The sequence below is a fragment of the Hahella sp. KA22 genome, assembly GCF_004135205.1.
Lineage (GTDB): Bacteria > Pseudomonadota > Gammaproteobacteria > Pseudomonadales > Oleiphilaceae > Hahella.
Genome location: NZ_CP035490.1, coordinates 3,578,975 through 3,598,413, shown reverse-complemented (window position 1 = coordinate 3,598,413; position 19,439 = coordinate 3,578,975). Strand labels below are relative to the sequence as shown.

At 54.1% G+C, this 19,439-nt stretch carries 14 protein-coding genes; 9 read left to right on the top strand and 5 right to left on the bottom strand.

The genetic code is table 11. The features are described from left to right. The first annotated feature begins 87 nt into the window (after positions 1–87). Genes fepD through EUZ85_RS16015 form a run of 3 tightly spaced genes read left to right on the top strand, consistent with a single transcriptional unit; the run spans position 88 to position 3,004 of the window. Entirely contained in the window at positions 88–1,077 is a 990-nt protein-coding gene (fepD, locus tag EUZ85_RS16025) for a Fe(3+)-siderophore ABC transporter permease (RefSeq protein WP_127970233.1), read from the top strand. Further along, positions 1,074–2,123: an iron-enterobactin ABC transporter permease gene (gene fepG / locus EUZ85_RS16020; RefSeq protein WP_127970232.1), complete on the top strand. Its 1,050-nt coding sequence runs from the start codon at positions 1,074–1,076 to the stop codon at positions 2,121–2,123. The genes fepD and fepG overlap by 4 nt, the downstream gene beginning before the upstream one ends. Continuing rightward, complete coding sequence (locus EUZ85_RS16015) at positions 2,120–3,004, top strand: ABC transporter ATP-binding protein (protein ID WP_127970231.1); 885 nt, start codon at positions 2,120–2,122, stop codon at positions 3,002–3,004. Before fepG ends, EUZ85_RS16015 begins: the two co-directional genes overlap by 4 nt. On the opposite strand, the gene EUZ85_RS16010 is transcribed toward EUZ85_RS16015, so the two are convergent. Continuing rightward, positions 2,949–3,629, bottom strand: coding sequence for a glutathione S-transferase family protein (locus tag EUZ85_RS16010; protein WP_127970230.1), 681 nt, complete (start codon positions 3,627–3,629; stop codon positions 2,949–2,951). The genes EUZ85_RS16015 and EUZ85_RS16010 overlap by 56 nt on opposite strands. A 1-nt stretch (position 3,630) precedes the next feature. Continuing rightward, complete coding sequence (locus EUZ85_RS16005) at positions 3,631–4,029, bottom strand: DoxX family protein (protein ID WP_127970229.1); 399 nt, start codon at positions 4,027–4,029, stop codon at positions 3,631–3,633. A gap of 101 nt (positions 4,030–4,130) precedes the next feature. Here EUZ85_RS16005 and EUZ85_RS16000 point away from each other — a divergent pair, with 101 nt between their 5' ends. After that, complete coding sequence (locus EUZ85_RS16000; RefSeq protein WP_127970228.1) at positions 4,131–4,997, top strand: LysR family transcriptional regulator; 867 nt, start codon at positions 4,131–4,133, stop codon at positions 4,995–4,997. On the opposite strand, the gene EUZ85_RS15995 is transcribed toward EUZ85_RS16000, so the two are convergent. The 3 genes from EUZ85_RS15995 to EUZ85_RS15985 form a co-directional block, all read right to left on the bottom strand. Then, the gene (locus EUZ85_RS15995) at positions 4,978–5,400 is read right to left on the bottom strand and encodes a hypothetical protein (RefSeq protein ID WP_127970227.1); all 423 of its coding nucleotides are present in this window, start codon (positions 5,398–5,400) and stop codon (positions 4,978–4,980) included. The two genes, EUZ85_RS16000 and EUZ85_RS15995, sit on opposite strands and share 20 nt — an antisense overlap. 79 nt (positions 5,401–5,479) lie before the next feature. Next, positions 5,480–5,830, bottom strand: a complete 351-nt coding sequence (locus tag EUZ85_RS15990; RefSeq protein WP_127970226.1) for a hypothetical protein — start codon at positions 5,828–5,830, stop codon at positions 5,480–5,482. Between the two features lie 11 nt (positions 5,831–5,841). Then, positions 5,842–6,426 (bottom strand): hypothetical protein, encoded by a 585-nt coding sequence (locus EUZ85_RS15985; RefSeq protein ID WP_127970225.1) that lies wholly within the window; start codon positions 6,424–6,426, stop codon positions 5,842–5,844. A 125-nt stretch (positions 6,427–6,551) separates the two neighbouring features. On the opposite strand from EUZ85_RS15985, the gene EUZ85_RS15980 reads away from it, so the two are divergent. The 5 genes from EUZ85_RS15980 (at position 6,552) to EUZ85_RS15960 (ending at position 19,418) form a co-directional block, all read left to right on the top strand. Further along, the gene (locus tag EUZ85_RS15980) at positions 6,552–10,118 is read left to right on the top strand and encodes a response regulator (RefSeq protein ID WP_127970224.1); all 3,567 of its coding nucleotides are present in this window, start codon (positions 6,552–6,554) and stop codon (positions 10,116–10,118) included. A gap of 134 nt (positions 10,119–10,252) precedes the next feature. Beyond that, positions 10,253–10,726 (top strand): hypothetical protein, encoded by a 474-nt coding sequence (locus tag EUZ85_RS15975; protein ID WP_127970223.1) that lies wholly within the window; start codon positions 10,253–10,255, stop codon positions 10,724–10,726. Then, complete coding sequence (locus tag EUZ85_RS32005; protein ID WP_210408478.1) at positions 10,714–11,259, top strand: DUF4573 domain-containing protein; 546 nt, start codon at positions 10,714–10,716, stop codon at positions 11,257–11,259. The genes EUZ85_RS15975 and EUZ85_RS32005 overlap by 13 nt, the downstream gene beginning before the upstream one ends. Before the next feature lie 81 nt (positions 11,260–11,340). Further along, complete coding sequence (locus EUZ85_RS15965) at positions 11,341–16,578, top strand: DEAD/DEAH box helicase (protein ID WP_127970222.1); 5,238 nt, start codon at positions 11,341–11,343, stop codon at positions 16,576–16,578. Continuing rightward, positions 16,575–19,418, top strand: a complete 2,844-nt coding sequence (locus EUZ85_RS15960; protein ID WP_127970221.1) for a helicase-related protein — start codon at positions 16,575–16,577, stop codon at positions 19,416–19,418. Before EUZ85_RS15965 ends, EUZ85_RS15960 begins: the two co-directional genes overlap by 4 nt. Positions 19,419–19,439 lie beyond the last annotated feature (21 nt).

Here is a 19,439-nt window from a genome sequence, read left to right as displayed (position 1 = left end):
TTCTCATTTGCATTAAGTGATATTTTGAGCGGCGTAACTCTCTCCCCCTCTTCCAATTCCTCCCGGCCTTATGGTCGGCGTCATTGCGTGAAGACTCGTTGGGCTATCTTTCTAGTCAGTCTGGCGCTGCTGGGTCTGATCGCCGCGCTCAGTTTAATTCTGGGCGCGAAGGCGATTCCCTTCGCCACCGTGATGGACAGCCTGTTTGGCGACGCCGGAGGCCCTGACGCCACGATCATCCTGGAAAGCCGCTTACCTCGTACGCTATTGGGTCTGTTGGCCGGAGTCGCTTTGGGCGCCTCCGGGGCGTTGATCCAGGCATTGACCCGCAACCCGCTGGCGGAGCCAGGCATACTTGGCGTCAACGCCGGGGCCGGGTTGGCGATGGTGCTTGGAGTGGCGTTTTTCGGCGTTCACTCCCAGGCGGGCTATCTCGGAATGGCGTCGCTGGGCGCCTTACTCACCACGTTATTGGTGTTCTTCGCGGGCTTTTACGGGGCGACGCGCATGGACCCATTGCGTTTCGTGCTGGCGGGGGTCGCCATTGGCGCAGTCATGGCTGGCGTGGCGTCCGCCGTCACCCTGCTGCACCCTTCCGTCTTCGACACCATGCGTTATTGGAGCGCAGGCTCACTGAACGTGCGCAGCCTGGAGCCCGTGTTGTGGGTCGCTCCCGTCATCGTGTGCGGGATTCTCCTGGCGCTGTTCCTGGCGACGCCGCTTAACGCCATCGCCATGGGAGAGGACCTGGCGGTGGCGCTGGGCGCGAAACCACAGTGGGCGCAGGGCCTGTCTATCCTGGCGATCACCTTGCTGTGCGGCGGCGCCACCGCAGCAGCCGGACCTATTGCTTTCGTAGGCCTGATGATTCCGCATATCGCGCGCTGGCTAATGGGCGCCGATCAGCGCTGGATCATCCTGCTGACGCTAACCCTCTCCCCTTGTTTGCTGTTGTCGGCGGATATCCTGGGGCGTTTCCTCACCCCAGGCGAATTACGCGTCTCCATTGTCACCGCCTTTCTCGGCGCGCCCATGCTGATCTGGCTGGCGCGACGCCACCAGGGAGGCGCGCAGTGAATCGCGCCGATTATTTTCTCATTGGCGGAATGGACGCTCCTTTCAACCTCCCTATTCACAAACGCGCGCTGGAGTTGGGAGGCGTGCTGTGCGTCATTTGTCTGGGACTGAGTTTAGTCGCGCTGGGCTGGGGCGCCTTGACGCTGCCTTTCAGCGACGTCATGAAGGCGCTGTTCGGCGCAGGCCCGGAACAGGCGCAAGTTGTCGTGACGCAATGGCGACTTCCCCGCATCACGGCGGCGTTGATTCTCGGCGCCGCCCTGGGGGTGAGTGGCGCCATATTCCAGTCGTTACTCCGTAACCCTTTGGGCAGTCCTGACGTGGTCGGCTTTAATACTGGCGCATACAGCGGCGCGTTGCTGGTGATCGCTGTCTTCCACGGCGGATACTATACGACCGCCGCTGGAGCCTTATTAGGCGGATTAACGACGGCGCTGCTGGTGTATGCCCTCGCCTGGCGCAAAGGACGCGCCCAGGGATTCAGATTAATCATTGTCGGCATCGCAGTCAGCGCTCTGCTCAATGCGCTTAACACCTGGATGATGATCAGCGCGAGTCTGGAATCCGCCATGTCCGCCGCCTTGTGGGGAGCAGGTTCGTTGAATGGCCTCACCTGGAGCAAAGCGTCGCCATCCCTGATTTTTTGTCTGCTGGCCATCGCCGCCGTGGTTCCTCTGCAAAGACGCCTGCGCCTGCTGGCCATGGGTGACGACGCTGCTCAGGCGCTGGGCGTACCGGTTAACCGCTCACGCCTGACCCTCATGATTCTGGCGGTGTCACTGACCGCCGCCGCCACCGCCGCCACCGGTCCTATCAGTTTTATTGCGCTGGCGGCGCCGCAGATCACCCGACGCTTACTGGCCGCCGATGGCGTCAGTCTGCTGAATTCCGCCTGGATGGGAGCCTTGTTGCTACTCGCAGCGGACCAGATCGCACATCACCTGTTCGCCCCCAGCCAGTTGCCAGTCGGCGTCGTCACCATCTGCGTCGGCGGCGTCTATCTGGCCTGGTTGCTTATCAACGACTCACAGCGGAAAACCTCATGACGCGACAGCCCTCTCCTCTGCACATCGATCCGCCGCCACGCCAGGCGCCGCGCTTGCGGGCTCAAAACCTGACGGTGGGATATGAGCAGCGAGTGATCAGTGAAAACCTCAATGTGGCGATTCCAGATGGGTCTTTTACGGTGATCGTAGGCCCTAACGGATGCGGCAAGTCCACGTTGCTACGCAGTCTTTGCCGCCTGCTGAAACCCGTCTCGGGCGAGGTACTGCTCGACGGTCAGGACATCCACCGCTATCCCGCCAAACTGGTTGCGCGTCAGCTGGGATTGCTGCCGCAAAGCGCCAACACGCCGGAGGGCATTCGCGTGCGGGACCTGGTGGCGCGGGGTCGCTATCCTCACCAAAGCGCCTTTCGACGCTGGAGCCGGCAAGATGAAAACGTCGTAAACGAAGCCATGATCAATACCGGCGTTGAGGATTTGGCCGACCGCTTGGTGGATGAGCTTTCCGGCGGCCAGCGTCAGCGCGTCTGGGTCGCCATGGCGCTGGCCCAGCAAACGTCCTTATTGCTGTTGGACGAACCCACCACCTATCTGGATATCACCCATCAGATCGAATTGCTGGAGCTGTTTCGTACTCTGAACCGCAGAGACAACCGCACCCTCGTTGCGGTGCTGCACGACCTCAACCACGCCTGCCGCTACGCTACTCATCTCATCGCCATGCGCGACGGGGCGGTCATCGCTGAAGGCCCGCCCGCCAGGATCATATCCGAAGCGCTGGTGGAAGAGGTCTTCGGCCTACCCAGCCTGATCATTGAAGACCCCGTGAGCCATACGCCGCTGGTGATACCGCGAGGGAAAGAAACTACGCAGGCTTTGACGATTGCAGCAGATGCGAGAGATAGCTCTGTTTGCGAATGACAAAGGCTATCAACGCCTCGGCGAAATCCGCATCCACCGCGTCGATGACAGACTGTCTGGCCGCCAGCTGCCGGCGCCAGGCTTCGACCTTCGCCAGTCCCTTAAACAGATCGATTTTGATTAAAGAGTTAAACACGTCGAAATAGCGAAACACCGGCGCATAAACAGCGTCCACAATCATAAAATTCGTCCCTGAAAAGTAAGGGCCGACAATCACGTCTTCCAGTCGTTCAAATCGGCGCCGAAGCAGTTCTTCCGCCTTGCTGAAACTCTCCTTGTCCTGAGCGGAATAATATCTGCCGATCGCATCCAGGGTTTGTGAGCCAAACTCAATCCATGACCGATGCAGCGCCCGTGATTTAGGGTCCGCCGGGAACAGGCTTCCCTCCGTGACTTCATCGAGGTATTCGCAAATCACCGCCGATTCGAAAATAGCGTCCTTGTTATCTATCAAGAGCAAGGGCACTTTTCCTGTGGGGGAAAGCGCCAGAAACCAGCCCGGTTTGTTCGCCAGATCGATATCCGTGCGTTTAAACACAACGCCTTTTTCCAACAGCGTGATCACAGAGCGCTGCACGTAAGGACATAACTTAAAGCTAACCAGCTCAATCGTTCCGATACTCATTTCAAGCCTCCTTGGTGATGGCGTAACGACCATTGCCCAAGAAAACCTGGGTGGCCGCCATCAAGACCAAAACCAGTGGGTATTCCCAGCCGCCGCCTTCATTTGCAAACAACCAGCCCGCATCCCAATGCGCCCAGGTCGCGCCAAGCAGAATGGGCGCAACCATGGCGGCGGCGATCTGGCTATGAAAGCCGACGATGAGCGCAATTCCGGACACCGCCTCCACGAAGAAAACGAGGTAGGCCAGAAATGCCGGCAGGCCGATAGAGCTGAAAAATTCAGCCGTGCCCGGCAGGGTAAAAACCACCAGCTTTAAATACAGGCTATGGGTGATCAACACCACGCCCAGCGTCACGCGCAATAGCAAAGCCGCCAGTTCATAGTTTCGGGGAATAGTCATGTGTGTCTCCAAGTGAATAGTGATGTTTTCATTCTATTCATTGCATTAATGCGTTATCAGTTGTAATTTTTGAAATTCTGAATTGCATAGATGCATTATTTATGGACTGGAATTCTCTGAAAATACTCGCCCTTGTCGCCCATAAAGGGTCTATGTCCGGGGCGGCGAAAGAATTGGGCGTCAACTACACAACCGTGTTTAGACGCATGGAATCCCTGGAAAACGAGATCGGCGGGAAGTTGTTCGAGCGCGGCTCAAAAGGCTATGTCGCGACGCCGTTGGCGGAGAAGATGCTGGTGTTCGCCAACCGGATGCGTGATGGCGCGGAGCAGATTGAACGCCAGATTGTCGGCAGGGAGTTTCAGCCTAGCGGCGTCGTGAAGATTACTGCTCCCTTCAATATTGCAAACCGCTACCTGCCGGAAGCTTTGCGCCCCCTTGCGCAAGATTATCCCGACATCACTTTCGAGATACTCTCCAGTAACGATGATTTCAATTTAAATTCACGGGTCGCCGACATCGCCGTAAGAGCGACCAGCTCGCCGCCGGATCATTTGATCGGTCGCAAGGTCGCTTCGATCCCCTGGGCGATGTTTGTCGCGGAGTCGTTTATGGAGCGCTTCGCGCAGCCGCCAACATTAGAAACCCTGGCGGACTACCCGCTTATCGGCGCGTCGGGAAGCATGCTCAACCTGCCCGCGTTTACCTGGCTTGAGAAGAATCATGCAACCTCCATCACAGCAAGATGCAACGAACTGACCGCCATGTCCTATTGCGCAGAAAGCGGGCGCGGCATTGCATTTCTGCCGGTGGATCAACGCCGCAATGGATTGGTCGAGCTAGCGGAATTTGCGCCCGGAAAAACCAGCGACATGTGGGTCTTGTCCCATCCGGATTTAAAAAAAACCGAGCGTATACGAATCGTTGTTGAGCAGCTTGTCAGCTATTTCAGGAGTCTGGATTTTTGAGGCTGGTTTGTGAGGGGCTATGTTTGATAGCCATTCTTCGATATGGCTCAATAACTTTCTTCTCAAACGCAACCCACAGGGCTCTTTTATCATCAGATCCTGCAAAGGCGTCCTTAAGTCTATTCAAACCATGGCTGTCATGCAGAATCGCCAAATCAACGATGCTCTGGTTTATACAGTCATCGAAGTTATTCAAATCCGCCAGTATTCTACAGCCGGACTCTTTGAGCTTGCCATCTGCGTCAGCGCTCCAGATCGCCTCCGCCGTATCCACGTGCTCCAGCGCCAGGGTTTCAAGGTCCACATAAAATCTTGCGGCGCCATCCACTGTGTCGACCGCACCCCGAAATGCGCTCCGGATAAGCTCAAGCTCATCAGCGGATACTTCCGTCGCGCATTCCAAATAATCCCCTATCAGCTCCTTTAGTCCGCACCTATCTGAACGCAATTTTTGGCCCTCACTTCAAGACCGATAACAATACTCAACTGACTACCGCCGACACCAAAATGCTCGCAAGGGCCGCCACCCCGAGAGTCCCATCCACCACCATCATGACTTTGCCGCAGTTTAGTCTTTGCTCCGCGATGTCCAAATGCGGCGGCATGTTTAAAGCAGAAGTGATGCCTTTAAGAACCTGATCCAATTCATTCTCGTCAGCAACGCTAATTGAAACATGCTGCGTTGCGTTTTCCAGCAGGAAGGACAAGTAAGTAGCGCCATTCTCCTCCGCCACAAACGCCCAGGATTGCACCTCGGCAATGAGGATCTGAAAGCGCGGTTTGAGAAAGCCGCAATCAATGGTCAGAACATCTTTAGAGTTTTGTATTTTCATAACACCTTCACTTATCCATTATCATCACGATGACTGGCAGCTAATTTGCAATACTCTTCAAACGCCATGGCGAACTCCGAACCAGGGCTGTAGTATGCGCCCTCGTATGACTGCGTCACTTTAGCTGCTGGCGCTATTCTCTTTATCTCATACAGAAATTCAAACAGCGCATTAACTTCTTTGGGACCCCATTCATTGCCCATGCGGTAATCAAATTCGACGCCACTATCGCCAAGGCAAATGGAAAGCTGAGGTATCGCCACGCCATTCATCGCAAAAACATCGAGTAGATGTCGAAAGCTCTCCGCTTTCCCTTGGGCAAAATATAAGGCAGGGTCTGCAATTTCAGAGATCAGCATGTCTCGATCTTCTTCCAGGCTCCATAGCATGGCGTCCCCCGCTGGCCTGGTAAGCGACATTACCCAGCCATAGATTTTCACCAGCTCGTCTTGAGTGATGTTTTCCACCCAAATATCGGGCAATGAGCCGTCATCTTCTGTAAACAGATGCCCGAGCCTCATCCACAACGTATTCATATATTCTGATCTAGTCACAATATTCACATCCGCTTCAATAATCCGTCCAAACAGCAGCACTCTCCCATAAACCCCACTGCCTAGATTTACCAATTATTAAGACTACACTTATGGCAACCAGGAGGTACAAGGCGACTTGAGCGCCTCTGGATCACGCAGATTGCATTGCTTAGGGAGAAGGCATTATGCAAACAGGTTCCTCATACAATAACCGCGGACTTGGACTTCGTGTGGCGGTTCTGACTGTTTTAGCTTCTCTTGTCATTATTCCCGTCGCGCATTTTGTCACTCGAAGCGCTGAAATCAATAAAATTCTGGCGCAGCAATCCGTGGAAGTGTCCGGACAGGCGCAGCTGCGCATCAGCAAGTTCAATGACGAGATTGAAGATTATATTCACGTCACTCAGTTTCTCTCCAGAACGCCGCCGATTCAGGGAATCATTCGCGCATCTGCGAATGACGGGAATGACCCATTGGAGAATAACCGCCTCGAAACCTGGGAGAAACGACTGGCGATCATATTTCGCGAATACCTGTTAATCAACGACACCATTATGCAGGCCCGCTTCATCGGACTCGCCAATAACGGCAAAGAGCTGGTGCGAGTGGAGAGAGACAGCGCTGGCGCTATTGAAGTCATTGCTCAGGATAAGCTTCAGGAAAAAGGAGAAAGCGCCTACTTCAGAGAAGCCATCAAGTACAAAAAAGGCGAAACCTATATCTCTCCCATCAATCTGAACAGGGAGAACGGCGTTGTCGACTCGCCGTTTACGCCCACTCTGCGTTTCGCAACGCCGATCTACGACAGCCTTGGCGCCGTCTTTGGCGTTATCATTGTCAATGTCTACGCGGAACCGGTAATCAACTCCACCCTGGCGGAGAAATTGCCGCCGGATTATACCGCCTACATCACCAACGCCGATAATGACTTCATTTATCATCCCGCCAAGGGGATGGAGTACGGGTTCGATCTGGGTAAAAGGAACACCTGGGCGGACGAATTCGCCAACCCTCCGCAAGCCGGAGAGCTAACGTTATCCCGCGTCAGCGCCCTGCGCTATTACACCTACTCGTTTCAGATCGCCTCACTGGACAGTCGCGTCAAAGCGCCTCTGAATTTCATTATCACCGTTCCCCAATCGATTGTGTTGGCCTCCGCCGCCAACGCAGCCTGGGTGCAGGCGGGAATTCTGTTGGTTCTTCTCGCCCTGTCAGGCGTACTGGTGTATTTCTACCTGTCTCATATGGGCCGCAAAGTGAGCCTGCTGAGAGACCAGGCGCGTCTGTCCGCCATTATCGACAATTCCAGCGACGCCATCATCAGCGTGTCGTTACGAGGGGTGGTGGAAAGCTGGAATAAGTCCGCGGAAAAGATGTTCGATTACGTAGAAAGCGAAGCGGTCGGGAAAAATCTGGCGAAGCTGATCGTTCCAGACAGATTGAAAAGCGAATACGCCGACGCGCTGAAAACTATCAATCAGGGTCAGACGATCAAACCCTATCACACCATCCGACAACGCAAAGACGGCGCGCGCGTATATGTTTCCGTCTCATCCTTTCCAATCAAATCCAAATGGGACGGCAGAGCCATTGGCGCCGCCGCGATCATTCGCGACATCTCCGATAAAGTGGAGGCTGAGAATCAAATCAAAGCGCTCAATCAGAAACTGGCCAGCGACGTGAAAGAGCGTACCCAGGAACTGAATCAGGCGGTGAGCAAAGTATTGTCGGCGAATAAATCAAAATCGGATTTTGTCGCCAATATGAGCCACGAAATCCGCACGCCGATGTCCGCTATCTCTGAAAATTTACAGGTGCTCAGACAAACTCCACTGAACTCTCAACAGGAAGACTGCGTAGAAAAACTGGAGGGCGCATCTCAGTCCATGAGGTCTTTCGTCAACGACCTGATCGACTATTCCAAAATCGAAGCAGGCCAGCTTGAGCTGGAGCCGCACGCCTTTAATCTGGACAAGCTGTTGCGGGAGATCAGTTATCTGGTCTCCGCCCACACCGAGAACAAAGATATCGAGGTCGTTTTCTATCTGGATCACAAGATTCCCAATAATCTGGTCGGCGACGAAGCCAGACTGCAGCAAGTGCTGATCAAGCTTCTCAGTAATGCGGCCAAATTCACCAATCAGGGAGAAATCACCTTATCCGTGAAATTGTCGGTGATGACTCAAGACGAACTGGAGCTCAAATTCAGTGTGGAAGACACCGGCATCGGCATGACCGAGGACCACTGCCAAAATATATTCGAGACGTTCGTTCAGGATGACGCCGCTGCGCCCAGGAAGTATGAAGGCAGTGGACTGGGACTCGGCATATGCAAACAACTGATTGAAATGATGGGCGGTGAAATCCAGGTGCGTAGCGAACTCGGGAAAGGCAGCGCGTTCAGCTTCAATATCAAGGTGGCTGTAGATGAAAAACGCACCGGGGAGTTGAACATTAACCGCCCTGAACTAAAAGCGCTGCGCATCCTTATCGCGGACGACAACAAGCGCGCAGCGGCCTGCATCAAGGAGCTGGCGCTCACCCTGGGATGGAGTTCGGATGTCGTCTTATCCTTAGCGGAGCTGGCCAGCATTTCCCAGGATACGCAGAAAAAATATGACGCGGTTTTCGTCGACTTGAATATGATCAAAGCCAGCGGCGCCACCCCGACCGAGGAACTGCAAAAAATACGTCGCTCCGACACGCCGCCCGCTCTGATTCTGATGACCAACAGCGGCAAATCCATCCCCGGCCTGCGGGACGCCCAGATCGACGCCGCCTTTGACGGCCTGCTGTCCAAACCCGTCACGCCGTCAATGTTGCTGGATTCCGTCGCCGAAGCGCGGGCGTCGCAATCCAAATCCGCGCACAAGCGGCGCAGCCAGGAGAACAGCGTGATGACCGGCGCCAGTTTATCCGGCATCAGGATATTGCTGGTGGAGGACAACCTCACCAATCAGCAAATCGCCTCCCAGCTGCTGCAGGCGGAGGGCGCATTCGTGGATATCGCCTCCACCGGAAAAGAGGCGATCACCGCTATCACCCACGCGGGATCTCAGTTTGATATTGTGCTCATGGATATCCAGATGCCGGAAATGGACGGCTATGCGGCGACCAGAGCCTTACGTGAGAAATTCGGCTACAAGACTCTGCCCATTGTGGCCATGACCGCCAACGTGCTCGAAAAGGACAGGGAGGAATGCCTGGCTGCGGGCATGAATGACCATATCGGCAAACCTTTCGACATCAATGATCTGTGTAAGATCATCCTCAAATACACCGACGAAACCCGCTTGAACAAAACCGCTCCCCCTCAGGAAACCGGCGATGTCACTCTGGAGTCCATATTCCGCAAAGGCGCGGCGATCGGCATCAATGTGAAAGAAGCCGTCGGACGTTTCGGCTCCAACTTTGCGGCGTATCGCATTGCGCTGGAAGGCTTTGAAAATGACGTCAACCGCCTGCTGATCCATCTGAGCGTACCCTTCAACACGGAAGAAACGCGGGAGATCGAGAAAGAACTCCACATCATGGGCGGGCTTTCCAAAACCATCGGCGCCGACTCCCTCTCCATGCTGTGCAAACGCGTGGAAATCCTCATCATGAACAACGCCCTGCGCCCCCAAGTCGTCTCCCTGCTGCGCCGCTCACTGGAAGCCGCACTGCACGCGTCGAGAAAAATCCTGCTCTACCTGGATGAACTGACGCCGCAGGCGAAGCGTAGTGACTCCAAGTCTAATCAAGCGTCGTAGCGCATAGATTGGCGTCATGACGAATTTAAGAGGGTTTTCTTTGCAAGGAGAAGTTCCTCCTTGTTCTCATAAGATTCGCCGCTAGTGAGACAGGATAGGATTGATGGTAGTTTAATCGTCAGATACTCCTTCACATGAAAGGGCTCAAGTCGCTCATGCTCAACACCCCCGTTCGCTGCAAAAACAAAATTATTTTCCTGATCATCGGCGCCATCCTGCAGCTCAACGCCTGCGCCACCTTCACCTCAACTTCCATCAAACAACGCTACCTGGAACTGACTTACCAGGACTTCGGCCCGCCCGCCCTGGCGACGGATTTGTTAGGCTCCGAATGGTGGCAATGGAATCCCCACGGCGACCCCAGACCAAGACAATACGACGTTCATGTGATCGTCTACCGCGATATAACAGAGAACGAAGTTCACACGCGCTTCCCTATCAACGAAGCAACCGAAAAAGACTACCGCTACCTTCCCTACTCAACCGCCATGACTTACCTCAACGCCAACATCACAGCACTCGTCTCAGATGACGAAAGCGTCGTGCAGGAAATTAGAGAGCTGTTGATTCAGACCAGGAGAGAGATAGTTCAAGCATTGGGAGATTAAGTCATCGGCTCATTGGAGCCAATTACAACCGCCCCGTTCGCCCCGTTCGCCCCGTTCGCCCCGTTCGCCCCGTTCGCCCCGTTCGCCCCGTTCGCCCCGTTCGCCCCGTTCGCCCCGTTCGCCCCGTTCGCCCCGTTCGCCCCGTTCGCCCCGTTCGCCCCGTTCGCCCCGTTCGCCCCGTTCGCCCCGTTCGCCCCGTTCGCCCCGTTCGCCCCGTTCGCCCCGTTCGCCCCGTTCGCCCCGTTCGCCCCGTTCGCCCCGTTCGCCCCGTTCGCCCCGTTCGCCCCGTTCGCCCCGTTCGCCCCGTTCGCCCCGTTCGCCCCGTTCGCCCCGTTCGCCCCGTTCGCCCCGTTCGCCCCGTTCGCCCCGTTCGCCCCGTTCGCCCCGTTCGCCCTGAGCCTGTCGAAGGGCTCTTCGAAACGCAAGCAATTCATCAACAATTTTCCCTGCATTTTCGACGTCGTTGTCTATACTTCTTTTCACCTGATCAAAAATCAACCACAACCAAGGATGACTCAGGCGTCTCCATATGACATGGAGAATTAGGATTCGATTTGTTTACTGCTTGATTTCACAGAAATTACTGCACAAACAGTCTTCAGGAAGCCTGAACGATGGACGTATTCGAATATCGCGATGCCGTAATCGCCGACTACGAAAGCTTCAGCCGAAGCTTCGCCAAAATCAGCGCCGCTGATATCCAAAGTTTTATCTCTGAACGATACGAAAAAGGTCACTATTGGCCTGCGCCGTTGATTCAAATTAACCCTTCATTCGTTCCCGGCGACAATGTTGAAGCGTTAGTAGCAAAAGGGACTTTGCATAAAGAGTGCGCGAATATTTTCCGTTTTAACCGCAGTACTGCAGATCGCCAAGGCATTCCGGCGGGCCTGCATACGCATCAGCAGGCCGCCATCGGCTTGGCGCAAAGTAGAGAAAGTTATGTATTAACCACAGGAACCGGTTCCGGGAAGTCGCTGAGCTATATCCTGCCGATTGTCGACGCGATACTGAAAGAAAAAGAACATAACTCCCGCCCCTCCATCAAAGCGATCATCATTTATCCCATGAACGCCTTGGTGAACTCACAGCTTGAAGAGTTGGAAAAGTTTCTTGGCCACTATGGCGACAACAAGCCTGTGACCTACGGAAGATATACCGGTCAGGAGTCGCAAGAAGCCCGCCACGCCATGTCGGCCAATCCACCGGATATTATCCTGACCAACTTCATGATGCTTGAACTGCTTATGACGCGGCAGGACGAGATTGATCGCCTCGTAATCAAGTCTGCGAAAGGTTTACGCTTCCTCGTACTGGATGAACTCCATACCTATCGGGGGCGGCAAGGAGCGGACGTAGCAATGTTGGTGCGTCGCGTTCGTGAGGCGCTAAACCCGGAAGTGTTATGTATAGGAACCTCCGCCACTATGGCCAGTGAGGGGTCGCTGGCGGCGAAGAATACAGCCGTGGCGACCGTGGCCAGCAAGTTGTTCGGCGCGCAAGTTAAGTCAGAAAATATTGTGACCGAAACGTTGCAGCGTATAACCACTCAAGACATTAAACCAACACCCGAAACACTGTCTCGCGCCCTGCAACAGCCCATTCCTTCGGCTTTTGATTTCCAGGCATTCTGCGCCCATCCCATCGCTGTCTGGGTCGAGCTGACTCTGGGATTAGTATGGGAGGAAGACCGTTGGGTTCGCGCCAAACCCCAGAACCTTGCATGGGCGGCGGAGCGACTTTCCACTGACTCGGGTTTAGACCAGCAATCATGTCAGGATTATCTCCGTCAGTTCTTGCTGGCGGCATATCGCTGCAAGAGTCCGTCAGGTAAGCCTATTTTTGCATTTAGACTGCATCAGTTTATTTCTGGGCCCAGCCATGCTTACTCCACCTTAGAGCCGGAAGGAAAAAGAGTGGTGGATCTTAGCGGCCAGCAGTTTCTACCTGGCAGCAATCGGGAAAAATTGTTCTACACCCTCTATTTCTGCCGCCAATGTGGACAGGATTACCATCCGGTTTGGTATGAGAATGAAAGCGGCGAAGGCGCGTTAAAGCCTCGGGACATTGATGACAAGAATAACGATGAGGAATCCAGTGATTGGGGCTATTTCATGCTCGATCCACAGCGTAGATGGGACGATGGCAATTACGAAAGCAGTTATCCGGAACACTGGTTAGAGGAAAAAAACGGCGATTACCGTCTTCGCAGCAGCTACAAAAAGTTCAAACCAACCGAAACCTTTGTAAAGCCAGACGGAACAATCGATATTCAGGGCGAAAGAGGATGGTTCATCCCTGGTAGTTTCAGATTCTGTCTTAACTGCGGCTTTGTACATCGAGGGAAAAGCCGAGAAGCGAGCCGACTCACGTCACTCAGTGGCGAAGGCCGCTCTTCCGCAACCACGGTGCTAACTATCTCTGCATTACGCTACCTGCTTGAGCGCGATACAGAGTTGAAGGACGACGCTAAAAAGTTGCTGGGCTTTACCGATAACCGCCAGGATGCTTCTCTGCAAGCAGGCCACTACAACGACTTTATCCAGATACTGCTACTCCGATCCAGCCTACTGGCGGCGGTAAAAAGCGCATCGACCGGCTACCTCACTGACAGTCTTTTATCACAAGCGGTTTTCCAGTGTCTCGGGTTCGACCGAGTGGAGGAAAGGACACAGTATCTCGCCAATCCAACCATTGATGGACCGGGTTTGAGAAAAGCGGAGGAAGCGCTAAGGAATGTGCTTTCGTATCGGCTCTATTTTGATTTAAGAAGAGGCTGGCGCTTCAACAATCCTAACCTGGAGCAACTGGGATTATTAAAGATCGAATACGAAGGGCTCGCTGATCTCTGCCGGGACCAACGCAAGTGGGAAAATTTAAAATTTCCTGAGCTGCAGAATGTTTCGGTAGAAAGCAGATTTAAAGCCCTCAAAGCCGTTCTAGATACAATGCGCCGAGGCCTCTGTATCAAAAGCAGGTTCCTGGATGCCTACCAGCAAGAGCAGTTCAAGTCTCAAAGCTACGCACACCTTATAGAGCCCTGGGCTTTCACGGAAGAAGAGCAACTTCAATCGAGTTGCACCATGATTCTGACAAGCAAACCCAAAGGCAGGAACAGCTACAATCTTATCACCGCCTCAAGCCGATCCTCATTGGGCCAAACCTTAAAAAGGTCCAACATATGGGGCGACGATCTTTCACTGCTTCCCAGAATAAATGACGCCAATTACCCTGATCTCATCTTAAGTTTAATCGGAGTGCTTCAGAGTTATGGTCTGGTCGAAGAAGTAAATGAAGAGAGAGGAATACAAGGCTATCAACTTGTTGGGGAGTTTATACAATGGATGCCCAGCGCAGGCGTATCCTCAACTGACCCGACGACCCCATACAGCTCAGAAAACGAGTACTTCAAAAACCTATATCAAAACATCGCTGAATTTTTAGTTGCCGGAAATAGGACATTCTTTGAGCTTGAAGCTCGTGAACATACCGCCCAGGTCAGCATTGATAAACGGGAGGAGCGGGAAAAACAATTCCGCGAAGCAACTCTAAAAACACTATTCTGCTCCCCCACTATGGAGCTTGGTGTGGATATCGCGTCCCTGAACTCCGTCTATTTACGCAATGTCCCTCCTACGCCGGCCAACTACGCACAGCGCTCCGGCAGAGCGGGACGTTCCGGGCAGCCCGCTTTGGTCATCACCTATTGCGCCGCATTAAGTCCCCATGATCAGTACTTCTTTTCTGATCCCGCCCGCATGGTGCACGGTCATGTCAGCCCGCCCACTTTGGACTTGGCGAACGAGGACCTTATCGCCAGCCATCTACATGCCATTTGGCTGAGTGAAACCAAACAGGCGTTACCCAAGACCGTCAATCTGATGCTGGACATGAACCAACCCTCGAACATGCCGGTTTTGGATGAGTTCGACACGCAGATGAACAGCGATAAAGTGCGCAGCCGAACCATAGAACGGGGTTTGGATATTATGGGCATGCTGGTTGGTGATATAGCAGCGGCGCATGGAGCCTGGCTCAGCGATGAGTTCGCGTTAGAAGAAGCCATCAGCCAGTGGATGAAACGCAAGGTGAATGCTGCTTACAGAGAGTTTTGCGATTCACTGGATCGCTGGAGGGAACTGTACGCCTCCACTCAGGATCAAATGCAGAAAGCTCACCTGATCAATACCAACCCGGCAGCCAGTGAGACAGAGCGGAAAGCGGCTGGCCAACGTTACGGCGAAGCGCGTACGCAGATGGATCTACTACTTGATGCGCATAGCGACACCAGCTCGGACTTTTCCACCTATCGCTATCTCGCCAGTCAGGGCTTCCTGCCTGGTTATAACTTCCCTCGCCTGCCTTTGCTGGCCTACATTCAAGGCCGACGCGGCAACATCGGTCGCGATAGTTTTCTCGCCAGACCGCGCTTCCTGGCCATTTCCGAATTCGGGCCTTTAAGTCTTATTTATCATGAAGGCAGTCAGTATCGGGTCAAAAAAGTCATATTGGGCGTACGTCCAGAGCAATCACTGGATCAGCCCGGATTAGTCAAAGAAGAAGCCAGACTCTGTCCAGCCTGCGGATATGGGCATTTTCATACCCAACTGGAGGATGAACTTTGTAACGCCTGCGGTTCTCCCATTGAGGGAGGAAAGCGTGTGTCCAATCTTTATCGCATCGACAATGTCAGCACCAAGAGAGCTTACCGCATCACCTGCGATGAAGAAGAGCGGCAAAGGCAAGGTTACGAAATGCAGACCACTGTTCAGTTCCACCAGACTGACGGTTGCCTGCGCGTCACCCAAGGCGAACTACTCAGCCAAGGGAGCCGTCTGTTTACGGTCCAGTATGCGCCCACCGCCACAGTTTGGCGGCTGAACCTGGGATGGCGGCGTAGAAAAAATCCATCCATCTACGGTTTCAACATCGACGCCGTTTCCGGCCAATGGAGCGCCGACGAACAAGCCGCCCAGGAAAACAGCGATGATCTGGCGCAAGGAGAAAACCATGTAGAACGTATCACGCCCTATGTGGAAGACCGACGCAACATTCTGATACTGAGGCCGGAGGCGGAGCTTAAACTTGATGAACATGCCTTGGCCACACTGCAATACGCCTTGAAACGCGGCATTGAAGAAGAGTTCCAGATTGAAGAAGCGGAGCTGGTGGTTGAACCGCTCCCCAGTCGGGATGACAGGAATACCATACTGTTTTATGAGGCGTCAGAAGGCGGCGCAGGCGTCCTAACCCGGCTGACCAGCAACAAATACGCCTTTGCGAGCATTGCAGAGCGCGCACTGAGAATCTGTCATTACTCGACAAACGACGGCTGGGCCAGCTTGCCTGAAGATATCAATTCCGACTGTGACGCCGGTTGCTATCGCTGCCTGCTCAGTTACTACAACCAGATTGATCACAAGCTGATTGACCGCAAAAACAGCGAAGCGGTCAACGCGCTTCTCAAGCTGGTCCACTCTGAACTACAAGTCGGCGCAGGTTCAAAACCCTACACTGAGCAGGAAGACTATTTAAAACAGCTTTCCGGCAGCTCGTTGGAAAGCGCCTTTCTGGATCATCTCAAGACAAACGGCCACCGGTTGCCGGATCAGGCGCAGGTTGTCATAGAAAAGTTCAGAACCCGGCCGGACTTTGTATACAGCGATCATAACGCCGCCATTTACATAGACGGTCCTCACCATGAAATGCCGCAGCGGCAAAAGCTGGACGAAGAGCTTTCGAGGCGACTTCGCGCGCATGGATTAACCGTGATCCGTTTCCCCAAAGAACGTGAGCGCTGGCCTTCCATCCTCGCCGAGTATCCAGATATTTTTGGGGCGGCGACGAAATGAGCGAGCAAACTTTTAGCCCTGGATCAGTCGTCACTGCCAGAGGCAGGGAATGGATAGTACTGCCGCAGAGCGACGCCAGGTTACTCCATTTACGTCCTCTCGGTGGAGGTGATGACGCCATCACGGCGCTGCTTCCCGAGTTGGAGCCCATACACTCCGCCAGCTTTCCGCCTCCACAGGTGGCGCACTCTGGCACACAAGCCGCAGGCCTGCTGTTGCGCGATGGGTTAATGCTGAAGTTACGGGCTGGCGCAGGCCCATTCCGCAGCTTTGGCAACATCGCAATAGAGCCCCGCGCCTATCAGCTGGTTCCCCTCATGATGGCGCTAAAACTGGAAACCATTCGTCTGTTAATCGCGGATGATGTAGGTGTTGGCAAAACCATCGAGGCGAGCCTGATTGTCCGTGAAATGCTGGACCGGGCGGAAATAAACCGTTTTACCGTGCTATGTCCCCCCCATTTGTGCGAGCAATGGCATGAAGAGCTGAAAGAACGTTTCCATCTGGACGCCACTATTGTTCGCTCTACCACCGCAGCGCGCCTGGAGAGAGGTCTACTTCAGGACCGTTCGATATTTACAGAGCATCCTTTTACGATTGTGTCCCTGGATTACATCAAGAATAAGACCCGCCGCGACGCCTTCCTGCTTCATTGCCCCGAGTTCGTCATTGTGGATGAAGCTCATACCTGCGCCAGAACCGGTATGGGTCCTCATTTGCGTTATGGACTATTAAAAGACCTTGCAGCGAAGGAAACCAGACACATGGTGTTGCTGACAGCAACGCCGCACAGTGGCGACGAAGAGGCTTTCTATAACCTGCTCTCGTTATTGAAGCCTGAGTTCGTCGACCTGAAAACCATAGACAATGCAGCGCATCCTCTTCGTCAGGCGCTGGCCAACCATTTTGTGCAGCGACGCCGGCAGGATATCGGTGAGTGGAAAGAAGGCAACCTGTTCCCTGACAGACTGACCGGTGAAGCGACTTACAAACTAACGGGAGAGTGGAACGCCATTTTCCATGATGTGCTTGAATACGCGCGTGAGCTGGTCAGTAGAGAGTCGGAAGGAACCTTCAAGGCTCGAATGAACTGGTGGGCGGCGCTGGCGCTCCTCCGCTGTATCTCTTCATCGCCTCAGGCGGCGATACGCGCGCTCAATACGCGCCTCGACAACACCCTCTCCCCCGATGGCAAATCGCCTGACGAGGAAGACCAACGATGCCATATTGAAGCTTTGAACGAAAAAGGAGCCCTAAGCGTACTGGATGGAACGGATGACAACCTGACGTTGGACGATGTCGAGCCCGGCGCTGCCCAGGAGGAAGATGTTGCAATACTGAAGCGTTTGATTGAGCGCGCCAAACATCTGAAAAGCGGCAACGACCCCAAACTGCAAACCTTAAAACAGACTATCAAGCCCGTGTTGGACGAGGGCTATAACCCTGTCATCTTCTGCCGCTATATCGCCACAGCGGAATATCTGGCGGACGAACTGAACTCCGCCTTTCCTCAACGAGAGGTCATTCATGTCACCGGCGATTTAACGCCGACGGAACGGCTTGAACGCATTGAACAGCTCAAGGAAAGCGACAAAGCCCCATTACTGGTCGCCACAGACTGCTTATCGGAGGGCGTGAACCTGCAAGAGCAGTTTAATGCCGTTATCCATTATGACTTGAGCTGGAATCCTACCCGTCACGAGCAACGGGAAGGCCGGGTAGATCGTTTCGGACAAAAAGCTAAAACCGTTAAGGCGCTCATGTACTACGGCGAAGAAAATCCTGTGGACGGAGCTGTTCTGCAGGTCATTCTCAGAAAAGCGGAAAGTATCCGCAAAGCCCTTGGCGTGACCGTTCCCATGCCCGAAGAGGGCGACCGCGCAGAGCAGGCGCTGATGAAAGCCGTACTCCTGCGCAGCGGCAACTATATCGGCAGTAAAGGCATGGACGACCTGTTCGCCCAGGACGCAGACCTCCAAGCGTTAGACGCCAAATGGGAATCGGCTCGCGAAAAAGCCAGACGACACCGCACCTTATTTGCGCAAAACCGGTTAAAGCCGGAAGACGTCCTGCCGGAATGGGAAAAAGCCTTTGCCGTGCTGGGAACAGAGGAAGACGTAAAGCGCTTTGTTTTAAACGCCTGCGAGCGCCTGGGCGCACCCTTGAAAAGTCTGAAGCAAGGCGGCTATCAAGCCCCATTACCCCATTTCGGCGAAAAGCACCCCGGCCTTCGTGACCGACTGGACGCCGCCGGCTTACTCACTCTAAAGCACATTGATTTCTACTATCCCTGCGCCCTCAAAGCGGAGTTTATACATCGCACCCACCCTCTGGTCTCACACTTGGCGGACTACTTGGCGGAACTGGCGATGAGCGGCGAAGACACCGACCTGATCGCCAGAGCCGGCGCTCTGTACACGAAGGAAGTAGAAACGCGCACGGTCATCTATTTGCTACGCATCCGATCACGGTTGATTCTCAAAAGAACCTTGCATGAATGCGACCTGCTGGCGGAGGAAGCGCTGGCCATCGCCATCAATGGCGATAATGAAGCCTCGGTCATGCCGAAAGATCAGGCCTTAAAACTGATGCAGGCGGCCGTGAGCAAGAATATGTGTAAAGAGGCTAAAGAGCGCGAGTTGGCTGAGGAACTCAACCAACTGGAAGAAAAGCAGCCAATGTTTAGAAGCCTGGCGGAAGCGCGGGCCAAACAGTTATTAGCGGATCATCGCCGCACCCGCGAGGCGGCGCAAGCCAAAGGCAGCTATGAAGTAAAACCACAATTTCCTGTGGATGTGCTGGGCGTGTACGTGCTGGTTCCGGACTTAAAAATTTTCTAAGCCCCGGATACTGGCCCTCAC